Origin of the sequence: Adhaeretor mobilis, from assembly GCF_007741515.1 — a bacterium.
In the GTDB taxonomy this organism is placed as follows: domain Bacteria; phylum Planctomycetota; class Planctomycetia; order Pirellulales; family Lacipirellulaceae; genus Adhaeretor; species Adhaeretor mobilis.
The window spans coordinates 4054914-4080302 of record NZ_CP036263.1; the positions used below are offsets into that span (position 1 = coordinate 4054914).

Sequence of the window (25389 nt, forward strand, 5' to 3'; positions counted from 1 at the left end):
TATCCAACCGGGATTTCCGGTCGAGCGTTCTCTAACGTGATGCCCAACGACTGCTGGGGTACTGATCGGCTAGTTTCTTGGCAGCCTGTTCTGCTCGGTCCGCCTTGCCCATGCCCTGCCAGAGTGATTTCAATTCAAATAGCGCTCGGGCGTGTTGCTCAGGCGACGTAGGGTAAATCAAATCCACTCGAAGGAAGGCAAATAGTGCGGCTTGCTTGTCGCCAGCCTTCAAGTAGGCTCCGCCCAGCGCATTGTAAGCCTGGGCAAGCAGGTCGGCGTCATTCTGGGGGTCGGCTTCGGCAATGATCTTCTGCAGCGTCGCTACCGACTCTTTCACATCGCCGCCAGCAGCTTTGCTGACGGCCAACTCCAGAGTTGCTGCCAGCTTGATCGGCTCAACAACCGCGCCTTTTTCTGCGGAGCTTACCACCGACTCAAATGCCGCAGACGCCTTGGCATCGTCCCCCTCGGCTTGCCAAGAGCGACCGATGAGCAAGCTGGAGCGAAGCTTGTAGTAGGGCGAATTAACGCGAGCAAGTTTCCCATAATTCTCACGTGCAGCTTGATAGTCTTCGTCAGCAAGAGCCAAGTCTCCTATCAATTCAAATGCCGGTAGCACTTGAATGCTGGATCTGTTGCTGGACAAGAATGATTTCAGCTCGCCTTGGGAGGATCCTAAGTCACCTTGTCCCGCCAAGGCAAGGCGCGCATTGGCAAGAGCAGTGACAAAAGCCACCTCACTGCGAACCTCGTCGCGACGAATGGCTTTGGTGTTGACGCCCTTGAGTGCCCTTAAGGCTTCTTTGTACTTTCCACGCTCGACAGCCAGCCGAGCGGCGTTGAGCTCAGGCGGCTCGCCGGAAAAGTAGACGCTGACGATGTCTTCAGTAGGAATCTGTTTTTCGACGCCACCGCGAGATAGCTTGATGCCCTGTGGTGAAGTCCCCTCAATCTTCCCTGTATCGACACCACTGCGACGACGCACACGATCAAGTGCGCCCTGGGCGATGACAGGCTCTGATATCAAGACCAGAGATAGTCCTGTCAAGAAGAGACGCAAGGTGGGCAAACTGCGAAGGGAGGTTCTGTTCATGAATTTCTGATGTTCTGATAGGCGTGATCAAATTCAATTGTGAGGGCGTTGAACAGGAGACAACAGGGGAAGCGGAGCAGCGGCTGCCAATTGAGCTCCGTTCTCTCTGTTTCCTCCTGTTAACACTTGAGTGATTTTCTATTGGGCTTCTTCAATCTGCTTAAGCAGATCCTCAAAGGCGGCTTTCCATTTGGGACCACCGAGATCGGGATACAAGTTTTTCATCGATTGAATGTTTTTCTTCGCGGAGGAAAGCTGTTTCTGTTTCTCGCTAGGCGAGCCAATGAGCCCGGACTGGAAACGCGCTTTGGCAATATTAAAGCGTGACTCGAAAAAGAGCGACTCGTACCGTTTCGCGTTGGCGGCTCCTTTGGGGCCAGCTGCTAGTGAGCGTTTCTTGAATTGGTCTCCCACGGAGGCAAGCTTCAACCAGCCCCAGATGAGGTTCTTGCCAGCCTTGGGCTTTGCACCACGAATGGCCTGTTCGAGTTTCGCCGGCTGCTTCTTGGCAGCGCCTTGCTGCTGGAGGGTTTCTGCGGCGACAACTTGCAACTCCAGCAGGCTCGACTTCTTTTCGAGAATCTTCACGTAGAGATCGAGGGCCTGATCGTAGTTGCCGAGTGCCCGTTCACAATCAGCCAATTTTTTCCGGACAGCTAGCAAAGAATTCGCATTGGGTGCGTACTTTTCATCTTGGGCTGCCGCTAGGAGAATCTCGTTGTAAGCTTGCTGAGCACGCTTGATGTACTGATTGGCCGCATCGCCCTGCAGGCCCTCGCCGAGCTGCAGATAGGTTTGAGCCACCCAGTTGCGGATCGCCCAGCTATCGGCATCGTCGCGACTACTGACGCGCTGAAGTACGTCCTCAAAAGTCTCAGCGATCGCTTTAGCTTCGTTGGTCTTTCCTTGGGCGTTCAGTTCCTTCATCTGGCGTTGCATCTGTAAGCCCAGGCCAAGATAGATCTTGGTTAAGGCAGCGCTGTCCTTAGACGATTTCTCCAGTGATTCCATGATCTTCTTTGCCCCCGCCCGACGTGGCGGCTGAGCAAACAACATTGCCCTGAGCGCTGCCTTATACACTTCCTCCACAAATCTCTGACCTTTGGCGGCCGGTGACTTAGTCTCTACCAAGGTCAATGGCCCTACTTTCTTGTCTTGCAGGACTTCCAATGCCGTCTTGGGGTCGCCCAGAGCGAGCCGGTACTGCGCGAAATAAAGGATGCCCGCCGCGGCACTTTGGCTGGGCTGTCCGGCTTTCTGTTGACCTTCGTAACCCTTCTGAAGGAGCATGCCGGCCTGTTTCTGCAAGTTCATGACTTCTGCGGAGGGCTCGCCATCGACTCCACTGCTGGCAGCCAAGTACTTCGTCCACAATGAAGCGCCCAATGCGAGCTGCGCTGCCGCTCGATTGCCAGCGGGTAGTTTTTTTAACAGTAGTTCTGCGTCCTCCACACGATCGTCCTTCAAGGCAATCTTCATGAGTAGGTTGACTGCGGCACCTGCCTCGGGCGATTCGGGCGCGCGCTCCGCCACTGCTTGTGCCAGGCTTGCGAGTTGACTAGTGAGGAAGCCACCAGCTGAGTCACCAGCCTTCTTTTGTGACTGGTTGTAGAGTGCTTCGTACGCAGCAAGAGCGACTTTCGCAGCGCCCGACTGGTACTTGCTGTCGGGGTAGCGCAGGGCCAAAAAATGCCCCAACACGGCTGCTTCTTGAAGACGTTGCTGCTCCCAGTACATCCACGAGAGGTAGTAGCGCACGGAATTGAGCTCGTCGAGTGGAGTCTGCGTGCCCGCCAGAGCTAGTGCCGATTCAAAGGCGCTGAGCGCCGCGGCGGCATTGGCTTGACTCGACTGCTCAAGCTCTGGCACGGCACTCGGATTGTTCTCTTTAGCGAGTCGTACTGCCATCTGGGAGGATTTCATCATTTCCAATGAATTTTTCCCTGCGCTCAGAGCGTCTGCAAACGTGTTAAGTTTGGAGACCGATGCCGGGGCGGAACTCATGGACACGAGCAGCGCACGAGCTTCCTGCTGAAATTCGTTAGGTTTCCGTGAGACATCTCGCAGTAAGAGCCGTATTTCTGACTGGAAGTCCTTGCTCGTATCCTTCTTGGATTGTGCTTGCATTGCACCGGCAAGCCGGTAGGTGACCTCCAACCATTCCGGTTTGATCGCCTCAGCGGTTTCAGCCGACTTAAGCCACGCGCGGGCGTCGGTAATGGCTTCATCGTACTTTTCCTGAGCGATTAGGCACTCAGTCCGACCGCGATGGGCTCGAGAGATTGCTCTACGAAACTCGGCGTTCGAAGTGGGCTGAGCGACGAGATCTTCATAGCAGCCGAGTGCTTTGTTGTACTCACCCGCTTCCTGAAAACAGCGACCCTGGTAATACCGGCCGTAATAGCCGACTAACGTATCGTCGTAGTCGTCAAACAGCTCGCCAAAAGCCTTGCCCGCCGAGGCGAGCTTTGCCTTCGCTTTGTCTGAACCGGCCTCGAAGGTGGTGGCCTGCTCAAATGCCACCTTGGCAATGAGGAACCTGGATTCTGCGATCGTGCCCCTTAGTCGACTCCGTTCGGCCTTCTGCTTGTTGTTCGCTTGCGCCGGCTTGGGTAATTCAGACAATCTCTTTTCTGCAAGCTTGCTCAAGCTCTGGGTCGCGCGGCTTGCTTTTTCGAACCGAATATTCGCTTCGGCGAGCAGTTGTTTGCGCTGCGCTCCGGCTTGGGCGGGCAAGCGATTGGCGCGGGCCACTTCGAATAGGGCCAGCTCCGAATAGATAGTAGCCGCCTGACTGAGAGCATCGGTGGTGAAATCAGCATCAGGTTGATCTGCGGCAAGTGACTCAAAAAGCTCCGCAGCATCTTGCAACTGCTTCGCGCGCTGTTGTTGTGATCGAGAAGCACGTGCCTGAGTGGCTAAGCTCATGGCACGCTGGTAGGGAATGCTCTTCTTGAATGCAGCGTCCGTGAAAGGCTGCTTCTCTGCCCAGTCGAGATAGCCTAAAGCTGTATCGTGCCAACCATGCTCGCGTAGAGATTCGACAAAATCGGAATCCGGTCCAGCGAATGCCGTGGGACTGCTCATCGCCAGCACGATGCAAATCAGGCAACGCACGACCATGGGCGGCGCGAAGGTTGTGTCTCCTAGTAGGGACATGGACAATTCGATCGAGAGTGGGGAGTCTACGCAGCGTCAGTTTGGTTACCTATCGGCTTAGTCTTTCGACAGGCAAGAAAATAGCGCAAACAAAAAATAGCTGAGTGATCGCTTCGCTCCGCCAAAGGAGGAAGCTCACAATAGTGTTCCGTACAGCACGCGATGCTGCCGCTGTATTGTAGCTATCGCCAATAGATTCGACCACACCCGGGGAAGACGGCGTTGAAACTTGGGGAAGGTCAATTCGTGGCGGTGTTGTGAACTTTTATGGGTGAGGAAAGTGGGGATGCGAATCCAGGGGAGGGGAACTTTAAGCGGTAACTTGACCTTTCCGCAATGCTAAGTGCCTAGGCGAGGCGGAGCTTGCGGGCTATTGGTACAATAGGAGCCGACTTTCATCCCGAAGCACGCCTCAAGTACTTTGCCGCAATGCGTTTCCAATCGAGTAAACCTGATCGTGTACAGCCCGTGTCTCGCGGCTTGCGGCTCAAGCTATGGTTGTTGCTAGGAATGTTGGCCATGGTGGGCATGATGATGCGACACCTGCAGCAGCCAGCTACGGCTGAAAAACTGGGGCGGTTATTCTCCTTGCAGGAGAACGCCAGCCCTGTCGGGGAGGAGCGGAAAAGAATGCTCTCTGATGAGCTTGATTTTCGAGAGAGCGCAGCTAGCGACGTGCTCAAGATAGATCCTAGTAAGGAGCCACATCCAGAGGAGAGTGCTAACGGCGAAACCACTCGGGTACGCATGAAACAGGCTGCTAGCGTCACGGACGAATTGAGGGGCGACGATGACCTCACGTCGCTGCTAGACAATGTGGAAGATAACGCCCTCTTCCTGAAGTCGGAAGAAGAGGCATGGCTAGCAGTACTGGAAGCGGTGCGAAGTGAGGGAGTCGATGGGTTATCCGAGAAGAGCATCGGGCAACTGGCCTACGCGCAACTCATCGAACAGCCAAAGGTATATCGCGGCAGAGTGGTAACAGTGCATGGCACAGTTCTACGAGAGGAAGAGCTCACACCAGTCGACAATGAACTGGGCATCGCCAACTATCACCGTCTGGTAATAAGCCCCACGGGAGGCGGCCAGTGGCCGTTTGTAGTTTATGCGATCTCGTTGCCGGAAACTTTCCCGCGGGGCGAGAAGTTGCGTGAAGAAGTAACCGTGCACGGCTACTTCTTTAAGAACTGGTCCTACCCCCACTCACAGGGCTACGGTCTGGCACCGATCGTGGTTGCGAATTCCGTCGAGTGGCAACCGAGGCCCCCGTCCGCTGAGTTAAAAGTAAAAAGCACAGCTGAGCTGCCTCCATGGTGGGCCATCGCCAGTGTCGCTGTTGCTGCGCTGTTGTTGGTCAGACTGTTGTCTTGGAACACGCGCCGCGTTTCAACGGTTAGTAAAGCACGAGAGGCGGCCAATGCTGCCAGCTTGCAACGACTGGCAGAGAGGGAGACTGGCGATTGAACACTCGATTCGCAATGGTCTGTATCCTACTGAGAGGCTCCGCTGCAAGCATTTGCTGGGTTTGCTTCACAGCAAATGCTCAAGTAGACCTAAAGTCCCCCGGCTTTGCTGAAGTCCTGCGTGACGCTGACATCGGCGAGCCCAAATATCGTCTGTTTGAAACATGGGACGGAACATGGTCCCACTCTCGGACAGAGCTCGCAACACAGATTCTCTACTGGTTCGAAAGATTTGATGCCTCGCAGCATAAGAACTGGGAAATTCCCCAACCTGGTGAAAGCATCAAAGATTGGATTGCACATCGCGGGGAACTTGTTGAGATCACGGGCCTAGTCGTTTCCGCCCGACAACTGACGAGCGACCAGCCGTGGTACTCGCTCGTCGTTCAAAGCGATGCGTTTCCTTTTCCCGCGGCCATTCTCACGAGAAAAATCCCGGGAGCTTGGAGCCGATCAGAAGATTCGTCACTTGCTCAGCCGATTTCCTGCCGCGGAGTGATTCTTGGCAATCAGGATGTTGGCGACAAGCCTGCTCTCGTGTTGCTGGCTGATCATGTTGCCTGGCATCCACAAGGTAACGTGCCTGCCGGTTGGTTGGAGCTTGCCAAACTGGGCTACGATGTGAGCTTGCTGGACGAAGTTCGCCACGCTCAGCCGTTCGTCACGAAACAGGTGAGTGAGGAAGCCGTTGCGTTTCGCGCGGCGCTCAAGGCAGTAGCAGCGTCGGACCACAAGAGCCTGAGCTCGCTAGCTAAGCAGGTTCTTAAAGAACGGCAGACCGAGTGGCGCAAGCTGGCTAAACTAAAACAAGTTGAACTCAAAGAGCAGGCTACCAACCGAGGAACGCCGGAGGAGTCGAAGCTACTAAAGCGGGAGTACGGCGTCGCGCTGGCGGCCCTCGAACGTGGCGAACAGGGCCTCTCTTCGGTGGCACCCTTATTTCTCACACCGCAGGAGGAAACAGGAAGGCTTGTCTTGCTGGAGGGCACCGCACGGCGAGCCGTCAAAATTGTGTTAACCGAAGGAGATGGCCAGACAGGCGACTACTACGAGGTCGATCTCTTCACAACTGATTCTCAAAACTTGCCGATCACGTGCTGTGTCGCGAGATTGCCCAATGGTTTCCCCGAAGGCGACTCGATTCGTGCCCCCGTACGGGTGGCTGGCTTCTTCTTCAAAAAGTGGCGTTATCGTTCACGCAAGCCCGAAGAACCCAGCCCCAGAGAACACAGCCCCAGAGGATCGCCCCAAGGTCAGAGGGCCGATTTCTCGCCGATCGTCATTGGACCGACCGTCCAGTGGGTACAACCACAGACTCCCGCAAGCAATAAGTCTTGGGGAGTATTCGCCGGAGTCGGATTCTTAGTTTTGATGGCGTTACTTTGGGTGTGGCTCACGAAAATAAGTCGGCGTGATCGAATAGCCCGCAACCGCCAGAGCCGCTACGATGTTGGTCTGTGACCAACACTTTTGCTATTTGCTCGGCTACCGACGCGAGACATTCCTCTCAGGACCATGCTTAGAACATTGCGGAAACGAACTGCCAAGCAACGAATTGCGAAGCCGCGTCGAGAACGCGTCGTAAAGAATCCGTTCCCGTGGTACACACCACGATTCTGGCATGGCATGAGAGCTGGAACTTGGTTTGGCCATTTGGCAAAGCATCGCTTCTCGATGTCGCCCACCCGAGTGCCCATGTGCTTAGCCGTTTCGGCAATGAGCTTCGTGAATTCGGGACTCGCGTTAGGGGACCGGGCTTGTTACTCTCGAAAAGTCTCGCGGGTAACTTTCGATAAGCCGCCGGTGTTCATCCTGGGGCATTGGCGCTCGGGGACCACCTTCCTGCACGAGTTGCTCATTCGCGATCCGAGGCACAACTACCCAACGACCTACCAGTGTTTCGTTCCGCATCACTTTTTGTTGACGGAAAAACTGATTGCCCCGTGTACTGAGTTCCTGCTCCCACGTCGTCGCCCGATGGACAACATGGTTGCTGGCTGGCATCGCCCGCAGGAAGACGAGTTTGCGCTACAGATCATGGGAGTGCCTTCGCCCTACGCTTCGATGATGTTTCCAAAACACGGAGAAGTGCATCGTGAGTATCTCACTTTGAAAGAGCTACCCGAGGAGCATCGCACCGCATGGAAGCGCCAGCTGATGCAGTTCTTTCAACGCATCGCACTGCGAGATCAACGACGACTCGTAGTCAAGTCGCCACCGCACACAGCCCGCCTAGCCACACTACTGGAGATGTTCCCCGATGCCAAATTCATTCACATAACGCGTCATCCGGCTGAGCTTTTCGCGTCGACAGTGCGACTCTGGCGTTCACTCAACTCAGTGCAAGGCGTACACGTGCCAAAAGACGAGGCTTGGGTAGAAGATTATGTAATCGATTCATTCGAGCGAATGTACGAAGCCTTTGCGGAAGATCGTGCCCTACTGGGGAACGACCAACTTGCGGAAGTGCGCTACGAGGACCTTGCCGCCAACCCCAAAGCAGAAGTCCAGCGAGTGTACGAGGAGTTGGACTTGGGCGGTTTCGATCCTGCCGAGCCGACGATTGATGCCTACCTAGATCAGATAAGCAATTACAGGCCCAATCAACACGAGATCGATGAGTCCATTAGCCAGAAATTACAACAGCGTTGGGCTTGGTACTACGAAGAGTACGGCTACGAACTTGCAGCGAGTGACAGAGACTCAACCGCTAGGCGTTAGCGTCCAGTTCCAAGGCCTAACCGTTGCCAACGCCTAGCGACTGAAAAATAGGCAAAACTCGGCTACGCAACTTTCGCGTGCGGCAGTTCGGGCATCTTCTTGCCCTTGAGTTGGTAGACATACGCCAACACTTCGGCTACGGCGGCGTAGGCGGCGTCGGGCACGGGGTGGCCCAGCTCAACGTCTTTGTAGAGCATGCGGGCGAGCGGCTTGCGCTCGACCACAGGGATGTCGTTCTCTAGAGCCAACTTTCGAATGCGTTGGGCGAGTACACCGGCTCCTTTGGCTACGACCACCGGGGCAGCCATTTCCAGCGGATCGTACTGAATGGCGATGGCCAGTTCAGTGGGGTTCGTGACCACGACATCGGCCGTGGGAACTTTTTCGCCAATCCGATTGAGCGCCATCTGGCGCTGCACGGCACGACGACGGGCGATGATTTGCGGATCGCCTTGGAGGTTCTTCATTTCTTCGCGCACTTCCTGGTGCGTCATCTTCATATCCTGCTCGTGCTTCCAGCGTTGAAACGCATAGTCAAGAATAGCCAAGAGCAGCAGCGCCACTCCCACCCAAAGGGCCGTCTTCACAACGAGACTGGACATGAATACGGCCATCGAAATGATAGCCATGCCACTAGAACCGGCGATCTGCTCGCGTGATTGATAGAGCACCACCGCTGCCGTGACGGCAACGATCAGCACTTTGAACATTCCAAAGCCTAAGCGGGCAACCCCCTGAAGTGAGATGATACGTTTCATCCCCGCGAGCAAGCTTAAGCGAGAAAAGTCGGGCGCTACTCGACTGGGAACAAACAGAAAGCCAACTTGAACGAGGCTCACTGCAACGCCCGCCACGAACAATAATCCCAATACCGGAAGCAAGGCTTTACCCACATGCCCGCCAAGAAGTGTAGCGATTTGGCCCATGTGGCTAGGCTCGACAGAAAGTGGGCCGACTGCCTCAAGCTGACTACGTACCATTTGGGTACATGCTTCGGCTATGTCTCGGCCGTAGTACATAAGGAGCAACGAGCCAGCAACTAGCAAACCGGCTGAGCCCAAGTCTTGACTAAATGCAACCTGCCCCTGTTCGCGAGCTTGTTGCTTGCGATGCGGGGTGGCATCCTGCGTCTTGTCGCCTGCTTGGTCGGCCATGGTTTACTTGGAGAGTCGCGAAGTCGCTAAGCTTTGGGTAGGGTTTGCTTAATGGCGTCGCGAAGGATATCAATTGCCTGCCCCGCTTGCTGGGGGAATGCCCAAGCGATGGCACCGAGTGAAACAAAGAGGCAGCCGAGCGTAAGCATGGCGTTCACGCCAAAGCCAATCACCAGGATGTTGATCTGCGGCATCGTGCGACCGATCAAGCCTAGCACTAGAGTGGACAGAAACAGTGCGATCATCGCCGGTGCGGCTGCGCGGATCCCCAACAGAAAGCTCTGCCCTAGGATACTTGTCAGCGCTTCCACGTACGACGGTCCGAGAGCTGCCTCACCGGGGGGAAGCCAAACGTAGGTGTCTAGCAAGGCGCCGATGAGCAGGCGATGCCCATCAAGAAGTACAAACATGGTAAGCGTTAGGAAGTAGAATAACTGCGAGTACACGGAGACATTCGTGTCGAGCGTCGGATCGAACGCTTCAGCCACGGCGGTACCGCCCATTTGGCTCACAATCTGGCCGCTCACTTGCACGCCGGTGAGCAAAATCATCACGCCCAAACCGAGGAGTAAGCCCACAAGCATTTCATTGACAACCGCTTTGCCAAACAAGAACAAGTTGGTCACATCCACCGGCGAGGTCGTGGAGAACATTGGTGTCACTAGCATCGTCAAAGCAATCGCCAGAAAAGCGCGGAACTGCATTGGTGCCGCTTTGGTCCCAAAGATGGGGGCCGTAGCGACGAGCGCTCCTACGCGTGCTAACACCAAGATGAAAGCACCAAAGTAATTTAGCAGGAATGTCTCGATCAACGACACAACAGTGCGGGGGCTTGAGTGGTGAACTTTGCAGACTGCTGGACGAGCTAGCAGCGGCACCTGTTGCCCGGCTAGAGCGTTTGGGGGATGTTGGTGATCAGTGTGCGCGCGTAGTCGAGCAGTTGCGTAAGAATCCAGGGCAGGGCGACTGCTAGGGCGACAACCATGGCCAAGAGTTTGGGAACAAACGCAACCGTTTGTTCTTGAATCTGCGTGAGTGCCTGCAACAGCCCAATGCCCAGGCCGACAATCATGCCCGAGAACAACACGGGCGCGGCAACTAGCATCGCTACGCGAAGCGCTTCGCGTCCTAAATCAACAGCGTCTTGTGGTTCCATGTTTCGTGTCTCTTCGTTTGAGGAATGCCACGAAGGACATTCGCTACAGTCTAGGGGTGGAAGCTAAACGAGGACTTGGAAACTTTCGAGTAGCATTTCGACGACGAGTCTCCAGCCATCGACAAGTACAAAGAGTAGCAGTTTGAACGGCAGGGATATCAAGACCGGTGGCAGCATGAGCATGCCCATTGAGATGGTCACGCTCGCAACAACAATGTCGAGAATTACAAATGGTAAATAGATCTGGAAGCCGATTAAAAAGGCGGTCTTCAATTCGCTCAGCATGAAGGCGGGCAACAATGCCTGCAGCGGCACCTCGCGATCACCTTCCTTGGGATCGAAGTACACGTAGTTGTCGTAGAGTTCACCGGTTTCTGGATCGATCTCGCTCTGCATGTACTTGAGAAACAGATGGACGTCCGAATCGTTATGCGTTTTGCGAATCTGATGAAACATGAACTCGCGTACCGGCTTCGTGCCCAGTTGCCAGGCTTCGTCGAGACCGATTTGCTTCTCTGAGTAGGGTTTGATCGCCTCTTCGTAGACCTCGGTCCAGACGGGCGTCATGAGCAGTGCCGTCATGAACAGCGCAATCGAGGTAAGCACCTGGCTAGGCGGCAACTGCTGGGTGCCGAGAGCTTGCCGGAGCAGGCCCATGACAATCAATATACGCATGAAGCTCGTCGTCATGAGCAGCACCGCCGGGGCAAGGCTCAAGACAGTCAGCAGCAGCATGACCTTTAGTGTCGAGCTAATTCCTTCTGGGCTGGTCCACTCTTCTGGGCCACCGATTCCCTCAGGCAATAGTGAAATTCCACTTTGCGCAAACGCCGGCATCGCGATTGCCTGTAAGCAGGCAACGATGGCTAGCGGAACCAGTTTGCGTAGGAGAGGATTCATAGGTTTGCTTGTTTGTCGAACTAGGACGATTCTCTTCCGAGAAAACCGCTGGCAGGTTCGCTGGCGAGCTTACGCAGCACTTTCTGAAACTCTGCCGTCGAACTGGCCGCGCCGCCACCCAAGCACAGACCGGCTAAGCGATCGACTTCGGCTGGATCGGTGACTTCGGTCAAAGGCTGCAAGCCTTCGGCCGAAACTGCTACTAGAACGAGCTTGTTACCAACACGAATCAGCTGAGCGGTTGTGCGACCCATCAATGGAGCGCGACCTAGCACGCTGAACGCTTCTTGCGGAAGCGGGGAGTTGGGATTCGGCCGATTGCTTCCACCGCGCCAGAGCCATGTGCAGATGAAGAACAGGCCAATAACAATGGCGAGGCCTGCACCGGCGGTTGAGATCAATTGCTTCACAGGCACTGCGAACGGGAGAGCCGACTTGGTCGATGTCTTACTGCCAGAGTCGCCCACTCTTACTTCTTGGGAGGGCGCCAAGCGGCGCGACTCAGCCTCAATCGCCCTGGGTCTTGGGGCTTCTGCTAGCGATTCATCTGGCAAGTTGCCCCGGAACACCGTCTGGGGAGCTGTCGCATTGCGGTGGGCGATCCGCTGGGGCTGGGCTTGCTGGGCCTGAGGGAAGGAACGATTGCCGAACGGGTCGGACTGGGCAGTGATCGGTTGGGCTGCACGGGTCTGGCTTGCGTTGGGCCGGCTTGCCCGCGGCATGACGGCAGCGGGAGCCTCCTGCTGCGTCTGGTCGCTACGGTAGGAGAGCAACGACTTTGCGGCGTGGGCTTCTAGACTCGCAGTTCCCAAATGCAGTACTAGCAACAACGCAAGCGCGTGCTGAGATAGCCGGGTGCTTCGATCTGAGAACCGGCAGCGTTTTAAGAACCTTAGGGGCACAGGTAGTTCTTACTGTTCGTAGGGAGCCACAAAAAGCACCGACAAGGGTCGGTACGTCGGCAATGCTTATACGAATCGTTAAGAAAAATCGCCAGATCAATCAGATTTCTGGCGGTGGCGTGCTAGCAGACTGAAATACTAAGCCGAACTCGCTGACGTCCGGAAAACTATCAGTCCTCAGAGTCACCTTCGATGAGTTCAGCGACGCGCACGCAGAAGTTATCGTTGAGAACGAGCACTTCGCCGCGGGCTATGAGACGGCCGTTGACGTAGATGTCGGCCGGGTCGCCTGCTAGCTTGTCGAGCGGCACAACGGCGCCCTGCTTGAGCTTCAGGATGTCCCGCATCTCCATGTGCGTGCGGCCTAACTCAATGGTTAGATCGAGCTGGACGTCTTTCATGAGGTCCAGCGAAGCGGCCTCACTATTGGCGGTAGAACCCGAAAAATCTTTCAATTGAAAATCGCGAACGCCAGGCATGAGGACGTCGCTGTCAACCTGATCGATCGACTCTAGCGCCTCTTCCGCCTTATTGAGAAGGAGCTCCATGTCGGCTGGCGACACAGCAGGCTCTAAGGTCGCTGGACTCTCTACAGGGAGCTCGCTCTGCGCTGGCTCAGCTTGTTTGGTTTCTTCAGACATGGAATCCTTCCAAGTGAATCTAGGCAATACGTTCCAACACTGCTACTCAGCGTTCTAGGAACGAAAACTCGACAATCAAAGCATCATGCAATAATGGCTTGCCGAGTGCGCGATTGGTTTTCTCCAATATCTTCCGTTTGATCAAGTCCAAGTTGGGATCGGAGAAGTCGCTGACATCCATTCCGCGGATCGTAATCGTGACCTGCTCGCTGATTCTCTGCTGGTTGGTCGTATAGAGATCATCGAACTCGGTTGCTTCGTCTGCTAGCACGGTTCCCCATAGATCGAAATCGATATTGAGGCTCGTACCCGTTTCGGGGCTTGTGTGGCGAATATGATAAGCGCCGAGATTGACCTCGACCATATTACCCAGTGGCGAATCCTCCGAGGAGCGATCCCCTTCGAGTTCTGCATCTTGGTCCTTCTCATCATCTGCTTTGGCAGCAGCCAGTTCTTCGCCAATTGCCTGAGTTGCTTCGGCATCGGGAATCAGCATCGATGCTGCGGCCATCTCCAAGAGAACCACGATCGAAATGCATGCCACTGCCTTGATGATGGTCATGAGACCGCCACTCTTGGCGGGGGCGGCTTCCTCAGGTTGTACTATTTCGTCGGCCATGGTTTGTCAGGGGGTTGGGTCGGTCGCTCACGTGCGCTGTGCAATCGGTGCTATCGAAGTTTAGGTCATAATCCGGCGTCAGGTTCCAGTGCCACTTCGCTATCTGCTTCGAGATCTTTCACCCGCTCGTCCCACATCAGGATCTGTACTCGTGAGTTTCTTGCCAATAGGTCGGGATCGACTCCGTCGTAGAGGGGTTCGCTCGCACCGGCACTACTGATGCGGATGCGTTTGAGATGAATTCCTGATTCCACGAGAAACTTGGCGGTATTCCGGCTCCTTGAATAAGCAAGGTCGGTGTGATCGCGATTGCCACTGGCTGGATCGACGGGCCGCCGTGAGGTGTGTCCGCGGACCTCTACTTTTTGCGGCTTGCCGGCAATCTGATGGATAATACGGTAGAGGTTGCGTTTATTTTCTTCTGAAAGTTCGGCGGAATCTTCATCAAAGTAGATGAGACCACCGATCGACGAGTCGTCACCCGGACGAACGATTTGTACTTTTTTGTGCTCGCCAACAACCGACTTATTCTCTTGCCCGCCGCTAGCTTTGTCGATCTTTTTGGCACGGCCCGATTCAGCAAGACTGGGGTTTTGCGAGTTTCTAGGACGGATGTCGCCCGGCACCATTGAGGCCATCGAACTGTCGTGGCCGAACTGTTCGCGGATCGACTCGACCATCGCCTGGTACTGCTCGTCCTCTTTAATCTCGCTCATCGACACCAGCATGATGAAGAACGTCAAGAGCAGCGACATCATATCGCCGAACGTAACGACCCACTCGGGTATCCCAGGTTCTGGTTCTTCTTCAATGGCCATGATTTGTTAGCACGGAGAGCACGGCTTCAGACATCGGGCCTCGGACTTCAGGTCACAAGGGTAAGCCCTGCAGTCTGATCCCTCCTCCACCTTCTAAGTGTTCTCCGTGTTTTCTGTGGTTCAATAGGTTGCACTACTTGGCCTAGGCGGCTTGACCTTCGGTACTGCGTTGGCTGGCAGGGATGAAGGTATTAAGCTTTTGTTCGATAACGCGGGGGTTTTCGCCTGATTGAACTGCCATGATTCCGCGGACGATGATTTCCATCGCGAGTAATTCTTGTTTATTCGTGAATCCCAGCTTTTCTGCAAAGGGCAGGAACACCACGTTCGAGGCGATCGCGCCGTACATGGTGGTAAGCAACGCCACGGCCATACCGGCACCAATTTTTGAAGGGTCGCTCATGTCGCCCAGCATGATAACGAGCCCCATGAGCGTGCCAATCATGCCAAACGCAGGGGCGAAGCGGCCCATACAGTCCATGAGGCTCTTGCCGTCGCGATGGCGTGTGGCAACAGCGTCGAGCTCGGTACGCAAGATGTCTTCCATCACCTCGGGGCGGGTGCCGTCGACAGCCATTTGAATGCCTAGGACCACAAACGGATTCTCGATTTCTTCAATCCGGCCTTCCAGAGCGAGCAATCCGTCGCGCCGAGCTGTTTCCGCAAGGCTAACGATCTCTTCGATGAGCCGAGGAATGGAATCCAACTTGTAGAAAAACACCTTCATGACCACTTTGAACACGCTGAAGAAGTTTTTCATGGGGAACGAAATCATTGCCGCCGCAATCGCCCCACCGATCACCACCATCAAAGAGGGATAATCAATGAAAGAACCGATTGCACCACCGCCGATTACGATTGATCCGAGGATCAAACCGCAAGCGAGGATCACACCGATGACAGTTGCTAAATCCATGAAGTCAGGGGGTTGCTAACAGCGTGAGGAAGGCGGGGTAATAGAGAGAATTTCTTCGGGAGAGGCGTACTTCGGCGTGCGTTGCGTGGCGGCAACATGGTTTTCAAAACATAGCTTTCTTCCAACACCACCGTCGCTTTAATGTAGTAGTTTGCCAACCAGTGAGGCCGTTTTCTCAGCCTGACCCCGACCATCCCTACAACCCTCAGCGACTTGCCGCCTCGGTAGGAAGTAGTCGCTTGGTGCGGTGGTACTCTACGGCCCGATCGAGGACTTCCTCTGGAGACTCGGCTACCACGAGGCGGTCGTTCGATACAAGCGTAATAAACGTATCAGGCCGTTGTTCGACGTATTTGATGAGTTCGGCATTCAGGATGAATGCCTCGCCGTCGAGTCGAGTTAGTTTGATCATGGTTTCCCTCGCGACATTCAAGGCACCGGAGCAATGTCGGCTAACTCATGCTCCAAGGAGTGGTGGTTTATCTACTAATAGCGAGCAACTCATCGAGCAATTCTTGAACTGCGGTAATCACCCGCGCGCCGCCTCGATATTGGGTGGAAGCAAGTATCAGTTCAATGAGATTCTGGCCAATGTCTGAATTAGACAGTTCCACCGCACCGGAAGTGATTGAGCCAATACCTTGTGAGCTGGGGACGTCCTGAATCGGCAGACCTGAGTTCACACCAGCAGCGAAGAGATTGTCACCAATTTGTTCTAGACCATTGTTGTTCGCAAACCGTGCCATCAAAACTTGGCCCAAGGTGCGCGAGCTACCATTACTGTAGACGCCCTCGATACTTCCCGATTCAGTGATCGAGAAACTGGTTAGTGTACCGGCTGGGAAACCATCTTGCCGACTCACATTAAGGCTGTCGTTACCGTCTTGGGCGAGACCATTGACTTGCGAGAAGTCCAGTTCGAACTCCAACGGTGAGGCAGCCGGTGAATCACGACGGTCCACAGCGACACGATTATTGGAAACTGCCGTAACATCGCCGTTGCCATCGGTAGTAATAACGCCCGTGCCAACGACCGTGCCGACGCCGAGTTCCGGTTGGTTATCCGGCGAAGTGGCGACCCAGCGGAACTTCGCGCTGGTTCCAGATCGTTCTTCCAAGACGGTCGTGACGCGAACCCGTATCGGCGAGCCCAGGCTATCGTAAACGATGACATCTGCCGAATCTCCGGACCCGTTAGATTGGCCCGGAACGGTTGAATTGAACTGTATTGGCACGGAGTCTGCCACACCGCCCGAAGCGGGAGTCAGCTGAAACGCAGACAGATCGATTGACAGTGCGTTCTCGACGCCCAGGTTCGATGTGAATTGGATCCGGCTATCGGAAATCGTTCCGCCATAGTTGCCCGCAGGGAAACTATCTTCTAGAGCTGTCTTCACGATACCCAGGGAATCTTCCATAAAGCTGATCAAATCCTGAACCGTCGTCGTGCTCGTGATCGTAAGATTCCGCGTCGCTAGACTACGATCTGCTTTACCGCCGGTAAAGGCAAGCTCACCCTCCTCAAAGAGATTTGTGTAGGTGCTACCCTGGCGCGACACAACATCGACAAGCGGCAATCCAAAGGAAATATCAGGCCCCTCCAAGTCGACTTCTGCATTTGCAGCAATCACTGCATCAGGCGTATTGTCAATATAAGAAACTCCGGAGGAGGCAGCGGCAATTTCAGCAGGCGTGATCGAATCTACGAAATGAAAGCTCTCACTGTTTCGCAGCTTCCGGTATATTCGCACACCGTCGTAACCGCCTGTTGTAGGATCGGTCGAAGGTTCAGGGAGATTGTCGAGCCGAATTCTTGGTGCGTTAGTGCCATCAGCCGTAACCGGGCCAATACGTGCGGTGGGACGACTCTCTTCGCCACTCACTGAATTGTAGTAGGTGACATAGTAGCTGTAGGCTCCGCTATCGAGCCCAGTATTGTCCAACGTTGTACCTAGGGAGCCATCAGCACTACCATCACTGAAGGTGGTTGTACCGGCAGCAACGGTTCCGGCCAATTCGTAATCTGTGTTGACGGCTGAGTTGTTGCGGTAGACGTTGATCGTGGAAAACTCACTACCGCCTGACGGCTGGGGAATATTGGTAAGATCGATGGACCCGCCAGCACCGGCAACCACTAGCGATGCCGTGACATTCGAGGCGGGGCTTTCGTTGCCATCGTTGTCGACAAACGTTACACGATAGCTGTAGGTACCCGGAGTGACTGCGCCCGGAGTTGCACTGGAAGCGATTGTTGTGGACTCTAGGGGCAGCGTGAGCGCAGTGAGTGTCGAACTGCTGGAATCAGGCACTTCTTTCGAACCGTCGATAAGGACGCCTGACTGAATGACCTCAGAGATTGTGCCAACCGTGCCTTCCGCATCAAGTCCGCCAGTAAGGATGACGTTTTGCGTCTCTTGAGCAACCGCCGACTGGCCCAAGGGAATTTGAAGAGGCTGCAAAACAGTTGATTGCACGTTGAAGTCCGCATCGACTCCGTATCCGAGAACTCGCTGACCGGTGATGGTCACGATTTCGTTCTCGGCATTCGTCTTGAATTGGCCGTTGCGTGTGTAAAGCTGCTCGCCTTGTGAGCCTTCCACAATAAAGAACCCGTCTCCCTGAATGGCTAGATCCAGCGGGTTAGAGCTGATTTCGATAGTGCCCTGATTAAAGTCCTGAGCGATTTCGGCAACTTTCACGCCCAAGCCCACCTGGCGAGGGTTGGTACCACCGCGACCATCGGTCGGGGCAGAACCGATACTTTGCGTTTGCAGGAACTGCGTGGCAAAGTTCACGTTCGACTCTTTGAAGCCCACTGTGTTTGCATTGGCAACGTTGTTGCCTACAACGTCGATAGAGGTTTCGGCAGCGTTCATGCCGGTGAGGGCTGTGGTCAGTGCTGATTGAAGACCCATAATATTCTCTCCCTAGTGGGGGTGTTTATTCTCAAATTTTGTGCTTTAGTTCCGAACTTCTGCTTCGCGTCGTGTATCCCGGGTCGTCTCTTGTAATCCCCTAGCCGCGGTCCAACGAACCGCCGGTGGTATCCACCTCAACAATGTCGCTTATTGCGGTGGGCGAATTTCGGAGATGTTCGTCAGGCTAATCTCATAACTGCGTTGCGGTGTAATGAGCTGTGGTGTTCCTGAGAGTATTGCGGCCCCTCGATCGGCATCGGCCTTAGTATCGAGGAAGGTGGCCTGATCGACGTCGGTGAGTGAGCCAACATGTCGGTACTCGCCGGTGCCGGTGCGGTCCGTCCGGTATATTTGCTTAGTACTTGTGGAGCGTGGCAAGTTGCTCAGCAGCGCAGAACTGCCTCCAGCCTCACCCACCAGCAACTGGCCGCCGGATTGGGCTGCGGGATCGACGCCGAACAGTTGACCGTCTTCTTCCCAAACCACACGGTACTTGTAGGCTCCCTGTTCGAGGTTGCCGGGCTCCTCATCCACGTCCGCGCTGGGATTCAAGTCGATATGCAGCTTAGGTTGGCTGTTGGAAACCGAAATGCGATCAACAATTCCTTGCACACGCTGGTTGTCGTCCGACAGGGCTTCGATATCGGCACCAATGAGATTGGTGGCGCTCGTGATATTCTGCCCAAGGAGCACTGCGTCAAGTGTCGCGGTGAGTTTATCAGTTGCACCTACCTCGCGAATCTGACCAATCTGCGCAATAAGCTCGTCATTCTCCAGCGGATTGAGTGGATCTTGATTCTGTAGTTCCGCGATCATGAGATCAAGAAAATCATCGATATCCAGATCGTTGAGCGAGTTGTTGTCACCGAACGGTTGGTCCGATGTTGCGCCAGTTAATGCGCTTGTGACGTTAGGAAGTTGTGCCATTTTGCTCTCGATAATATGTGACTGGGTCTGTCTGTTTACTCTTTACACGCGGATGTCTAATCCCGCGTCGGTGGTAGCAGTTGTGGTTTCGCCGGAAGGCTCACTACCTGGGCTGGAGTTACTCACCGTAATGCCAGCGCGAGCGGGTGTTCTCCTCGGGTTCTGCGACTGGCGCTCACCAGGTAGTTCGTGATCCGGCGATTGCTGACCGTCACGACGGACGTCGACGTCGAACTTCTCGACGCGGATATCTTGCTCTGCCAGTCGCTCGCGGAGGGCGGGCAAGTTATCAAGCAACAAGTTCTTCGCCGCGTTGGTTTCTGTTTCTAAGGAGGCAGTAAGCGAACCTTGCTGCACGCTCAATTCGATTCGCAGCAGGCCCAACTCGGGTGGAGCAAGTCGTACTTGAATCCGTCCGTCCCGCTGCTGTGCCGCCTTCAGAGCCCCGCTCACCCGACCGAGAAAGCGATTCTTATCAACTGTCGGTGTATCGCGAACATCGGATTCTGTCCCCGTTGCCTCCGTTACGCTGGGTGTTGTTGTCGTGCTAGAATTGAGCACCGCGGCAGGGTCTGCGCCTTGTGTGGAGTTATGCTGCGTAGATTGCGAAGCAGTGAGTTGTGTGCTGTCGATCTTTGCAGCCTCTAATTGGGCCTGGTTCTCAGCTTTCGTGGCGGCCGGCCCCACCTCTGCAACCTGTGCATTTTGGGTTGTCGAGGAAGCTCTCCGCGATCCGCGATCATGCCGATTGTGCGGCCCGTGCGAATTCAAGTCCTCCTCGTCCAGTGCTAGTTCTCCAATCACTTGATCGGGGTCAGAGGTATCGGTACCTGTATCGGTCGCTTCTTGTTGCGTTCCGCTCTCCTGATCGTGGCCTCGGGCATCGCCCTTGATCGTCTTATCAACTGCATCGCGACTTGACTCCGCGTTTGATCGCTCGTCAGAGTCGCCATTCGGACTCTGTTGGGCGGTTTCACCTAAGGAGTTCTTCAGCTCAGCTTCGTTTTCTACTTTTGTACCGGCTGGTTGATCTCCTTCTTCGCCGCTGGCTAATTCTTGATTTTGGTTGACTGCGGATTCTCCGTCAGCTACTTCTCCCAATAGTTCTGCGGAAGTTTCCGCATCCACCGATTGCTGGTTGGCGGCTACTTCTTCAGCGTCCTTCTGGTTGGCAGCGGCTTCTTCTGAAATCTCGACCTCGTCGCTGGAATCCTCGGCACTGGCAGCCTCCTCCTTGGATTCGGTCTCAGACTTGGGCTCACTAGCAGAGAATTCTTCCGTGGTATTCTCACCTGGGTCGCGATCTTCGGTGACTTCCGAAGATGCGCTGGCTGCTTCATCTGCAAGCGCTGTTTCCTCCTCGTCGGTAGCTCGCTCGGGCTGGGCACTAGTCGTAAGTGCCTGCTCAAACAAATCACCAAAGCCTCCGGGTCTGGGCGCATTGCCAACACTCGACGGGGTGGTCGGTGCGAGACTAATCAGTGGATCAATCGAGGATGTAGACATTTCGGATATTAGATGTTCGTGTGGAAGCCCACTTAGTTGTCGTCTTGCTGCAGCTTGCGAAGATCGCCAAGTTTGTCGTCGATGTACTGTTTGGTTTCCCCGCCGGCGAGCATTTCTTGGGTTATGCGATAGAGAATATCGATGTCTTCATCGGTACCCACAAACGTTTGCAGGATGGTTTGCTGTTTTCGCTTAGCCATGCTGGAAAGAATCTTGATAACGAGGTCAATTTCTCCTTCGTCAATCATCTCTTTGATGATTGGTTTCGACTGTTTGCTGGGAATCATCATCTCGATCGCTTCACGACCTTTGCGTACCGACTCCGTCATGAGCGATTCACGTTGCCTTTTTAGCTCTGCTTCGACTTCTCCGGCCAGCTGGTTGTAGCGTCCAGTGGCCGCATTGAGCTTCTTGAAGTCGTAATCGAATGTGGCCAACGACTCTGAAAGTTCTTTCTGTTTCGCGTCGAACTGCAAAGTCGCTATGCGGAGCTGCTCTTGTTGTTGCTCGTAGGACATTTGCTCCTCAGGCACGACGGTCTCTGGCCGCTCCTGGGCGTGCTCGATAGCGTTGAGATCGACATCGTGCAACACGGCCAAGACTTGCAGCATGCGTTCGTCATCGAGCTTGCCGGTCTGGCGCAGATAGCCATACCCGAGAACGCCGGTGATGACTGTGGCAACTGACAGATAGCCGATGAGTGGGAACAGGATACGAATCATGAGAACGCACCTCCGTGGCGACGTAGGCCAATTTCGTCTAGTACCTTGGCTTCGTCCCGCTGTCGCTCGAGCCGGTGCTCACCATGCCGGCGCTCGTCTAACTTGTCGAGCACTCGCACTTCGCGATCCGCTTCGACCAATGCTTCACGACGACGCTCGATCTCTTCATTGAGGGTACTTGCCTGCTGACTCATGACTTGCAGCTGTGATTCCAGTGATGCTTGGTAACGCTGTGACTCTAGGAGCTGTGTGGTGTTCATGTTCCCGCTCTCAACAATCCCTCGCTGGTGGCTGCGCAGTTCGACGATTTCCTGATCGATCTCGCTGCGACGATCCGCGAGGATTTGCTCCGCGCGAAACGCTTCCGCAAGTTTCAGGCTGCGCTCATCACGATGGCGCTGGCGAAGCTTTCGCAAGGTTTCAAGTTGGAATTGGTAACGAGCCATGATCTAGTGATAGAGAGTAGCGGCGATTAGGCAGCAGGGTTCTCAAGGGTTTCCGTTGGGAAATCTGGGGCTACTGGGTTAACTGAAACTTGCGCAGCCAGCTGAACTAACTGCTGCTGAGCATCCGCAAGCGTGTACTGCTCGCCAATTTGTTGGCAGAGGAATGCATTGATTGAATCACGCATCGCCACGGCAGCATCGAGCCGCGGATTGGCACCTTTGCGATAGGCACCAATCGTCACCAAGTCCTCGTTCTCAGCGTAGACAGCCAACAGTTCGCGGATGATTTGCGCGGCCTGCTTCCCTTCTGGAGTGGACAGCTCGTTCATCAAGCGGCTAATGCTGCCAAGCACGTTGATCGCCGGGTAGTGGCCGCGTTCGGCCAATTTGCGTGAAAGCCAGACATGTCCGTCCAGTAGCCCACGCATGGCATCGGCGATCGGTTCATTCTCGTCGTCGCCTTCGACAAGCACGGTATAAAAGGCGGTGATGCTACCAGTAGAGGACCTACCCGCCCGCTCCACCAGCTTAGGTAGGATAGCGAATGTCGATGGCGGAAATCCGCGCGTGGCGGGGGGCTCGCCGGCGGCAAGTCCGATCTCGCGTTGAGCGAGGGCAAAACGCGTGACCGAGTCCATAATCAGCAGGACGTTCTTTCCTTGGTCGCGAAAGTACTCAGCAATGGTTGTGGCTGCGTAGGCAGCTTGCACGCGGAGCAGGGCAGGCTCGTTGCTGGTAGCAGCGACGACTACACTGCGGGCCAAACCCTCAGGACCAAGCTCGCGTTGAATGAATTCATTGACTTCGCGGCCACGCTCGCCTATCAGGGCGACCACCGTGACATCGGCTTCGGTATGCTTGGCCATTGTGCCCATGAGCACACTCTTGCCAACGCCCGAACCGGCAAAGATACCCAAGCGTTGTCCTTGCCCGGCGGTGAGCATTCCGTCAATTGCCTTCACGCCGGTTCCCAGTGGTGTATCAATTCGCACGCGCTCGGTTGGCACTAGCGGAGGCGCTTCCAGTGGCAGTCGCTGGCGAAGCATGGGTTGAGGGCGACCATCGATGCAGCGGCCGCGGGCGTCAACAACTCTTCCGAGTAGTCCGTCTCCGACTTTGAGGGTGCGCGACGTGCGCACAAGTTTCACTCGACTACCACGACGAATGCCTTCGAGGTTGCTCAATGGCATGACAAGTGTGTGATTCTCTCGAAACCCAACGACTTCTGCTTCAACTTGCTCGCCTGCCTGGCGATCGATGCTCACCAACGCGCCAACGGGAACGGGGAAATCAGCGACTGCCGCGGTCAAGCCGATCGTTTGAACAACGCTACCGGTCAAGCCGGAGAGCATGGCGTCATTGACGTGTTGGGGAAGGGAGTTCACTGGGGGCTTCGCTTTCAGGCTCTGCTAGCTGAGTTCTTGTTGAATGCGATCGAGTTGCGTTTCTAGTTGTTGATCGATGGAACCGAACGACGTTTCGACACGGCAACCACTCAGGGTGATCGACTCGTCTGGCTCGATTTTTGCGTTTGCTAACGGATTGAATGTGGCGGCGAGCTGTTCGACTTGCTTCGCGATGGTCGCATGATCTTGGGGATGCAGGCGGATAGTCAGCTCGCTACTACCGGCGGCCAATTCCAAGGCTTCGCGCATCCACTCGATACTTATTTCAGGGCGTTTGGCGATTTCTGCGCGAACGATTCGGCCTGCAATAGCTGCGGAAAGCCCCACTGCCGAGGATTCCCAATGCTGTAGCCACTCCTGTCGCGACTCTTCAATTTGCTGAACTGCCCCTTGGAGAGCCGGCTCGAGCGTTTTCATCTGCTGGGCGACCTTCTGATCGAGCACACGCTCGATGGCAGCTTCCGCCGCGGCGCGACCTTGGGCTTCTGCTTGAGTGCGAATTTGCTTTGCTTCTTGTTGAGCCTGCTTGATAATTTCGGCAGCTCTCGCTCGCACATCCGTGAGCAACGACTCCGCTTGCCCCGCCATGTCGGTCAGGTTGTACGCCACCCCCGTCAGGCGCGAACCGTCGGGCGTTTGCTGATACTCACGTTTAATAATGGTGGCCATGCGTATTGTTTCTGCAAGCAAGCTCAGGAAGACAATCTCAGGATGTAAGTGCACCGTCGAGCAGTCCTGCTCGGTTGGCGATTTCCAGGAGCGACTGTGTGGCTTGGAAAATGGTTTCTTCCTTAGCTGGCTTACTGCTGTGTAGTTGCTTCCGCAAGCGTTTTGCTTCACGCCGAGGAATGCCACTGGTGAGCCGACGGAACCGATGTTCGCTAGTTGTCCCCAAATAAATTTGCACCGCCTGCGGGTTGGCAACAGCAAGCAGGGCCTGCAGAGAACGATCGTCGAGGGCTTCCAGCAGGGCTACATCGTAGAAGCTAGTTGACTTGCTGACTTCTTCGTCAGGGCCGGTATCTTCGACAATCGCCTCCTCCTGCTCCAAAGGCATGGAGGCTATGGACGCAGGGGTAGGGGACGTAGAATTTACAGACACTGGCTCTGGGGAGAACAATTCTTGTAGAGGCGCGCCCGGAGCGTCAGCGACGGAAGGTTCGTTTGTTAGTGCAGCCACCATCGTAGGATCGCGGCGTTGGAGCGAATCGAGAATGATGGCTCGTTCGGATTCCGACGCTTGCTGCAGAATCCGTTTAGCAAGTTGGCTGCCGGACTGGAAATACTCTTGGTGGCGCCTGCGTTGGAGCAACCGCTCAGCGAGTTGCGTTTCCAACTCTTCGACCGCTTCGTCGACTGCTGGGTACGAGTAAACCAATCGTTCTACGACTAGCGATTTCGTCGAAGTCGGCAAATGGGCGAGTGTCTCAGCCGCTTTAGTCTCGCTCAATCGTGAAAGCACCAGGGCAACCGCTTGAGGATGCTCGTCACGAAGCAATTCAGCAAGATCATGCCCACTGGCGGAGGCGAGCAATTCTGTTCTTTGGGCCAGGTCGATCACGTCACATGCGGAGGCGGTCTGCTGCTCGTTCGACAATTGCTGTTGCTCTTCGTACTGGTCGAGCAACTCGATTTGCCGTTGGAGCGACTCGTCGATTTCCACCGCCACATTGTCGGAAATGCGAGAGAAATCCTCGTCCTGCTTCTGCGACTGAATGTCTTGAAACTGCTGGAGCACGTCTTGCTGCTCTTCGGGATCGATCTCGCCTAGACGATCGACCAACTCGCTGACTCGAGCCGCTTCGTGCAGAGGCAATTCAGCAAGTAACTGCTCAGCCAACGGACCGTCCACGCTGGCCACGAGGATGGCAACTTTTCGCAGATTGTCGGGGCGTTGGTAGGGTGACATGTTCGTTTGGTTC

23 protein-coding genes are annotated in these 25389 nt (G+C 55.1%); 3 read left to right on the forward strand and 20 right to left on the reverse strand.

Annotated elements, in window-relative coordinates; genetic code table 11:
- Positions 1–31: 31 nt before the first annotated feature.
- Both HG15A2_RS15930 and HG15A2_RS15935 read right to left on the reverse strand, forming a co-directional pair.
- Positions 32–1093: a tetratricopeptide repeat protein gene (locus HG15A2_RS15930; RefSeq protein ID WP_145061240.1), complete on the reverse strand. Its 1062-nt coding sequence runs from the start codon at positions 1091–1093 to the stop codon at positions 32–34.
- 138 nt (positions 1094–1231) lie between these two features.
- A complete protein-coding gene (locus HG15A2_RS15935; RefSeq protein ID WP_145061242.1) occupies positions 1232–4252 on the reverse strand; it encodes a tetratricopeptide repeat protein in 3021 nt (1006 codons plus the stop codon).
- 429 nt (positions 4253–4681) lie between these two features.
- Between HG15A2_RS15935 and HG15A2_RS15940 the strand changes: the two genes are divergently transcribed.
- The 3 genes from HG15A2_RS15940 (at position 4682) to HG15A2_RS15950 (ending at position 8436) form a co-directional block, all read left to right on the forward strand.
- Entirely contained in the window at positions 4682–5716 is a 1035-nt protein-coding gene (locus HG15A2_RS15940) for a hypothetical protein (protein WP_145061244.1), read from the forward strand.
- A gap of 14 nt (positions 5717–5730) precedes the next feature.
- Positions 5731–7176: a hypothetical protein gene (locus HG15A2_RS15945; RefSeq protein WP_145061246.1), complete on the forward strand. Its 1446-nt coding sequence runs from the start codon at positions 5731–5733 to the stop codon at positions 7174–7176.
- Between the two features lie 213 nt (positions 7177–7389).
- A complete protein-coding gene (locus tag HG15A2_RS15950) occupies positions 7390–8436 on the forward strand; it encodes a sulfotransferase family protein (protein WP_218932012.1) in 1047 nt (348 codons plus the stop codon).
- Positions 8437–8498: 62 nt separating this feature from the next.
- Here HG15A2_RS15950 and HG15A2_RS15955 read toward each other — a convergent pair whose 3' ends face one another.
- From HG15A2_RS15955 to HG15A2_RS16040, 18 genes are all read right to left on the reverse strand, one after another.
- A complete protein-coding gene (locus HG15A2_RS15955) occupies positions 8499–9590 on the reverse strand; it encodes an EscU/YscU/HrcU family type III secretion system export apparatus switch protein (RefSeq protein WP_145061250.1) in 1092 nt (363 codons plus the stop codon).
- Positions 9591–9616: 26 nt separating this feature from the next.
- Positions 9617–10408, reverse strand: a complete 792-nt coding sequence (fliR, locus tag HG15A2_RS15960; RefSeq protein WP_218932013.1) for a flagellar biosynthetic protein FliR — start codon at positions 10406–10408, stop codon at positions 9617–9619.
- Between the two features lie 71 nt (positions 10409–10479).
- Positions 10480–10746, reverse strand: a complete 267-nt coding sequence (gene fliQ / locus HG15A2_RS15965) for a flagellar biosynthesis protein FliQ (RefSeq protein WP_145061254.1) — start codon at positions 10744–10746, stop codon at positions 10480–10482.
- A gap of 63 nt (positions 10747–10809) precedes the next feature.
- Positions 10810–11583, reverse strand: coding sequence for a flagellar type III secretion system pore protein FliP (gene fliP, locus HG15A2_RS15970; RefSeq protein WP_246117975.1), 774 nt, complete (start codon positions 11581–11583; stop codon positions 10810–10812).
- Positions 11584–11666: 83 nt separating this feature from the next.
- Positions 11667–12476, reverse strand: a complete 810-nt coding sequence (locus HG15A2_RS15975) for a FliO/MopB family protein (protein WP_218932014.1) — start codon at positions 12474–12476, stop codon at positions 11667–11669.
- Between the two features lie 242 nt (positions 12477–12718).
- Entirely contained in the window at positions 12719–13189 is a 471-nt protein-coding gene (gene fliN / locus HG15A2_RS15980) for a flagellar motor switch protein FliN (RefSeq protein ID WP_145061260.1), read from the reverse strand.
- A gap of 46 nt (positions 13190–13235) precedes the next feature.
- Positions 13236–13808: a hypothetical protein gene (locus tag HG15A2_RS15985; RefSeq protein WP_145061262.1), complete on the reverse strand. Its 573-nt coding sequence runs from the start codon at positions 13806–13808 to the stop codon at positions 13236–13238.
- Positions 13809–13873: 65 nt separating this feature from the next.
- Positions 13874–14626 carry an OmpA/MotB family protein gene (locus HG15A2_RS15990; RefSeq protein ID WP_145061264.1) on the reverse strand — a complete coding sequence of 251 codons (753 nt, stop codon included), beginning with the start codon at positions 14624–14626 and terminating at the stop codon, positions 13874–13876.
- A gap of 142 nt (positions 14627–14768) precedes the next feature.
- Positions 14769–15542, reverse strand: a complete 774-nt coding sequence (locus tag HG15A2_RS15995) for a motility protein A (protein ID WP_145061266.1) — start codon at positions 15540–15542, stop codon at positions 14769–14771.
- 205 nt (positions 15543–15747) lie between these two features.
- Entirely contained in the window at positions 15748–15954 is a 207-nt protein-coding gene (locus HG15A2_RS16000) for a flagellar FlbD family protein (RefSeq protein WP_145061268.1), read from the reverse strand.
- A gap of 67 nt (positions 15955–16021) precedes the next feature.
- Complete coding sequence (locus tag HG15A2_RS16005) at positions 16022–18457, reverse strand: flagellar hook-basal body complex protein (RefSeq protein WP_145061270.1); 2436 nt, start codon at positions 18455–18457, stop codon at positions 16022–16024.
- A gap of 150 nt (positions 18458–18607) precedes the next feature.
- Positions 18608–19387: a flagellar hook capping FlgD N-terminal domain-containing protein gene (locus HG15A2_RS16010; protein WP_145061272.1), complete on the reverse strand. Its 780-nt coding sequence runs from the start codon at positions 19385–19387 to the stop codon at positions 18608–18610.
- A gap of 42 nt (positions 19388–19429) precedes the next feature.
- Positions 19430–20893, reverse strand: coding sequence for a flagellar hook-length control protein FliK (locus HG15A2_RS16015; protein WP_145061274.1), 1464 nt, complete (start codon positions 20891–20893; stop codon positions 19430–19432).
- Positions 20894–20925: 32 nt separating this feature from the next.
- Positions 20926–21615 carry a hypothetical protein gene (locus tag HG15A2_RS16020; RefSeq protein WP_145061276.1) on the reverse strand — a complete coding sequence of 230 codons (690 nt, stop codon included), beginning with the start codon at positions 21613–21615 and terminating at the stop codon, positions 20926–20928.
- Positions 21612–22061 (reverse strand): flagellar export protein FliJ, encoded by a 450-nt coding sequence (gene fliJ / locus HG15A2_RS16025; RefSeq protein ID WP_145061278.1) that lies wholly within the window; start codon positions 22059–22061, stop codon positions 21612–21614. Before fliJ ends, HG15A2_RS16020 begins: the two co-directional genes overlap by 4 nt.
- Before the next feature lie 26 nt (positions 22062–22087).
- Positions 22088–23446 carry a FliI/YscN family ATPase gene (locus HG15A2_RS16030; protein WP_246117757.1) on the reverse strand — a complete coding sequence of 453 codons (1359 nt, stop codon included), beginning with the start codon at positions 23444–23446 and terminating at the stop codon, positions 22088–22090.
- Between the two features lie 24 nt (positions 23447–23470).
- Positions 23471–24136: a FliH/SctL family protein gene (locus tag HG15A2_RS16035; RefSeq protein ID WP_145061279.1), complete on the reverse strand. Its 666-nt coding sequence runs from the start codon at positions 24134–24136 to the stop codon at positions 23471–23473.
- A gap of 37 nt (positions 24137–24173) precedes the next feature.
- Positions 24174–25376 carry a FliG C-terminal domain-containing protein gene (locus HG15A2_RS16040; RefSeq protein WP_145061281.1) on the reverse strand — a complete coding sequence of 401 codons (1203 nt, stop codon included), beginning with the start codon at positions 25374–25376 and terminating at the stop codon, positions 24174–24176.
- Positions 25377–25389 lie beyond the last annotated feature (13 nt).

What these genes read in the sequence shown, in the direction of transcription:
- HG15A2_RS15940 (WP_145061244.1), top strand. Translation starts at nt 4,682, where the DNA reads ATGCGTTTCCAATCGAGTAAACCTGATCGTGTACAGCCCGTGTCTCGC.
- fliJ (WP_145061278.1), bottom strand. Translation starts at nt 22,061, where the DNA reads ATGGCTCGTTACCAATTCCAACTTGAAACCTTGCGAAAGCTTCGCCAG.
- fliQ (WP_145061254.1), bottom strand. Translation starts at nt 10,746, where the DNA reads ATGGAACCACAAGACGCTGTTGATTTAGGACGCGAAGCGCTTCGCGTA.
- HG15A2_RS15935 (WP_145061242.1), bottom strand. Translation starts at nt 4,252, where the DNA reads ATGTCCCTACTAGGAGACACAACCTTCGCGCCGCCCATGGTCGTGCGT.
- HG15A2_RS15930 (WP_145061240.1), bottom strand. Translation starts at nt 1,093, where the DNA reads ATGAACAGAACCTCCCTTCGCAGTTTGCCCACCTTGCGTCTCTTCTTG.
- HG15A2_RS15955 (WP_145061250.1), bottom strand. Translation starts at nt 9,590, where the DNA reads ATGGCCGACCAAGCAGGCGACAAGACGCAGGATGCCACCCCGCATCGC.
- HG15A2_RS16040 (WP_145061281.1), bottom strand. Translation starts at nt 25,376, where the DNA reads ATGTCACCCTACCAACGCCCCGACAATCTGCGAAAAGTTGCCATCCTC.
- fliP (WP_246117975.1), bottom strand. Translation starts at nt 11,583, where the DNA reads ATGCCGGCGTTTGCGCAAAGTGGAATTTCACTATTGCCTGAGGGAATC.
- HG15A2_RS15945 (WP_145061246.1), top strand. Translation starts at nt 5,731, where the DNA reads ATGGTCTGTATCCTACTGAGAGGCTCCGCTGCAAGCATTTGCTGGGTT.
- HG15A2_RS16020 (WP_145061276.1), bottom strand. Translation starts at nt 21,615, where the DNA reads ATGATTCGTATCCTGTTCCCACTCATCGGCTATCTGTCAGTTGCCACA.
- HG15A2_RS15950 (WP_218932012.1), top strand. Translation starts at nt 7,390, where the DNA reads ATGTCGCCCACCCGAGTGCCCATGTGCTTAGCCGTTTCGGCAATGAGC.
- HG15A2_RS15995 (WP_145061266.1), bottom strand. Translation starts at nt 15,542, where the DNA reads ATGGATTTAGCAACTGTCATCGGTGTGATCCTCGCTTGCGGTTTGATC.
- HG15A2_RS16015 (WP_145061274.1), bottom strand. Translation starts at nt 20,893, where the DNA reads ATGTCTACATCCTCGATTGATCCACTGATTAGTCTCGCACCGACCACC.
- HG15A2_RS16035 (WP_145061279.1), bottom strand. Translation starts at nt 24,136, where the DNA reads ATGGCCACCATTATTAAACGTGAGTATCAGCAAACGCCCGACGGTTCG.
- HG15A2_RS16010 (WP_145061272.1), bottom strand. Translation starts at nt 19,387, where the DNA reads ATGGCACAACTTCCTAACGTCACAAGCGCATTAACTGGCGCAACATCG.
- fliN (WP_145061260.1), bottom strand. Translation starts at nt 13,189, where the DNA reads ATGTCTGAAGAAACCAAACAAGCTGAGCCAGCGCAGAGCGAGCTCCCT.
- HG15A2_RS15990 (WP_145061264.1), bottom strand. Translation starts at nt 14,626, where the DNA reads ATGGCCATTGAAGAAGAACCAGAACCTGGGATACCCGAGTGGGTCGTT.
- HG15A2_RS16005 (WP_145061270.1), bottom strand. Translation starts at nt 18,457, where the DNA reads ATGGGTCTTCAATCAGCACTGACCACAGCCCTCACCGGCATGAACGCT.
- HG15A2_RS16000 (WP_145061268.1), bottom strand. Translation starts at nt 15,954, where the DNA reads ATGATCAAACTAACTCGACTCGACGGCGAGGCATTCATCCTGAATGCC.
- HG15A2_RS15985 (WP_145061262.1), bottom strand. Translation starts at nt 13,808, where the DNA reads ATGGCCGACGAAATAGTACAACCTGAGGAAGCCGCCCCCGCCAAGAGT.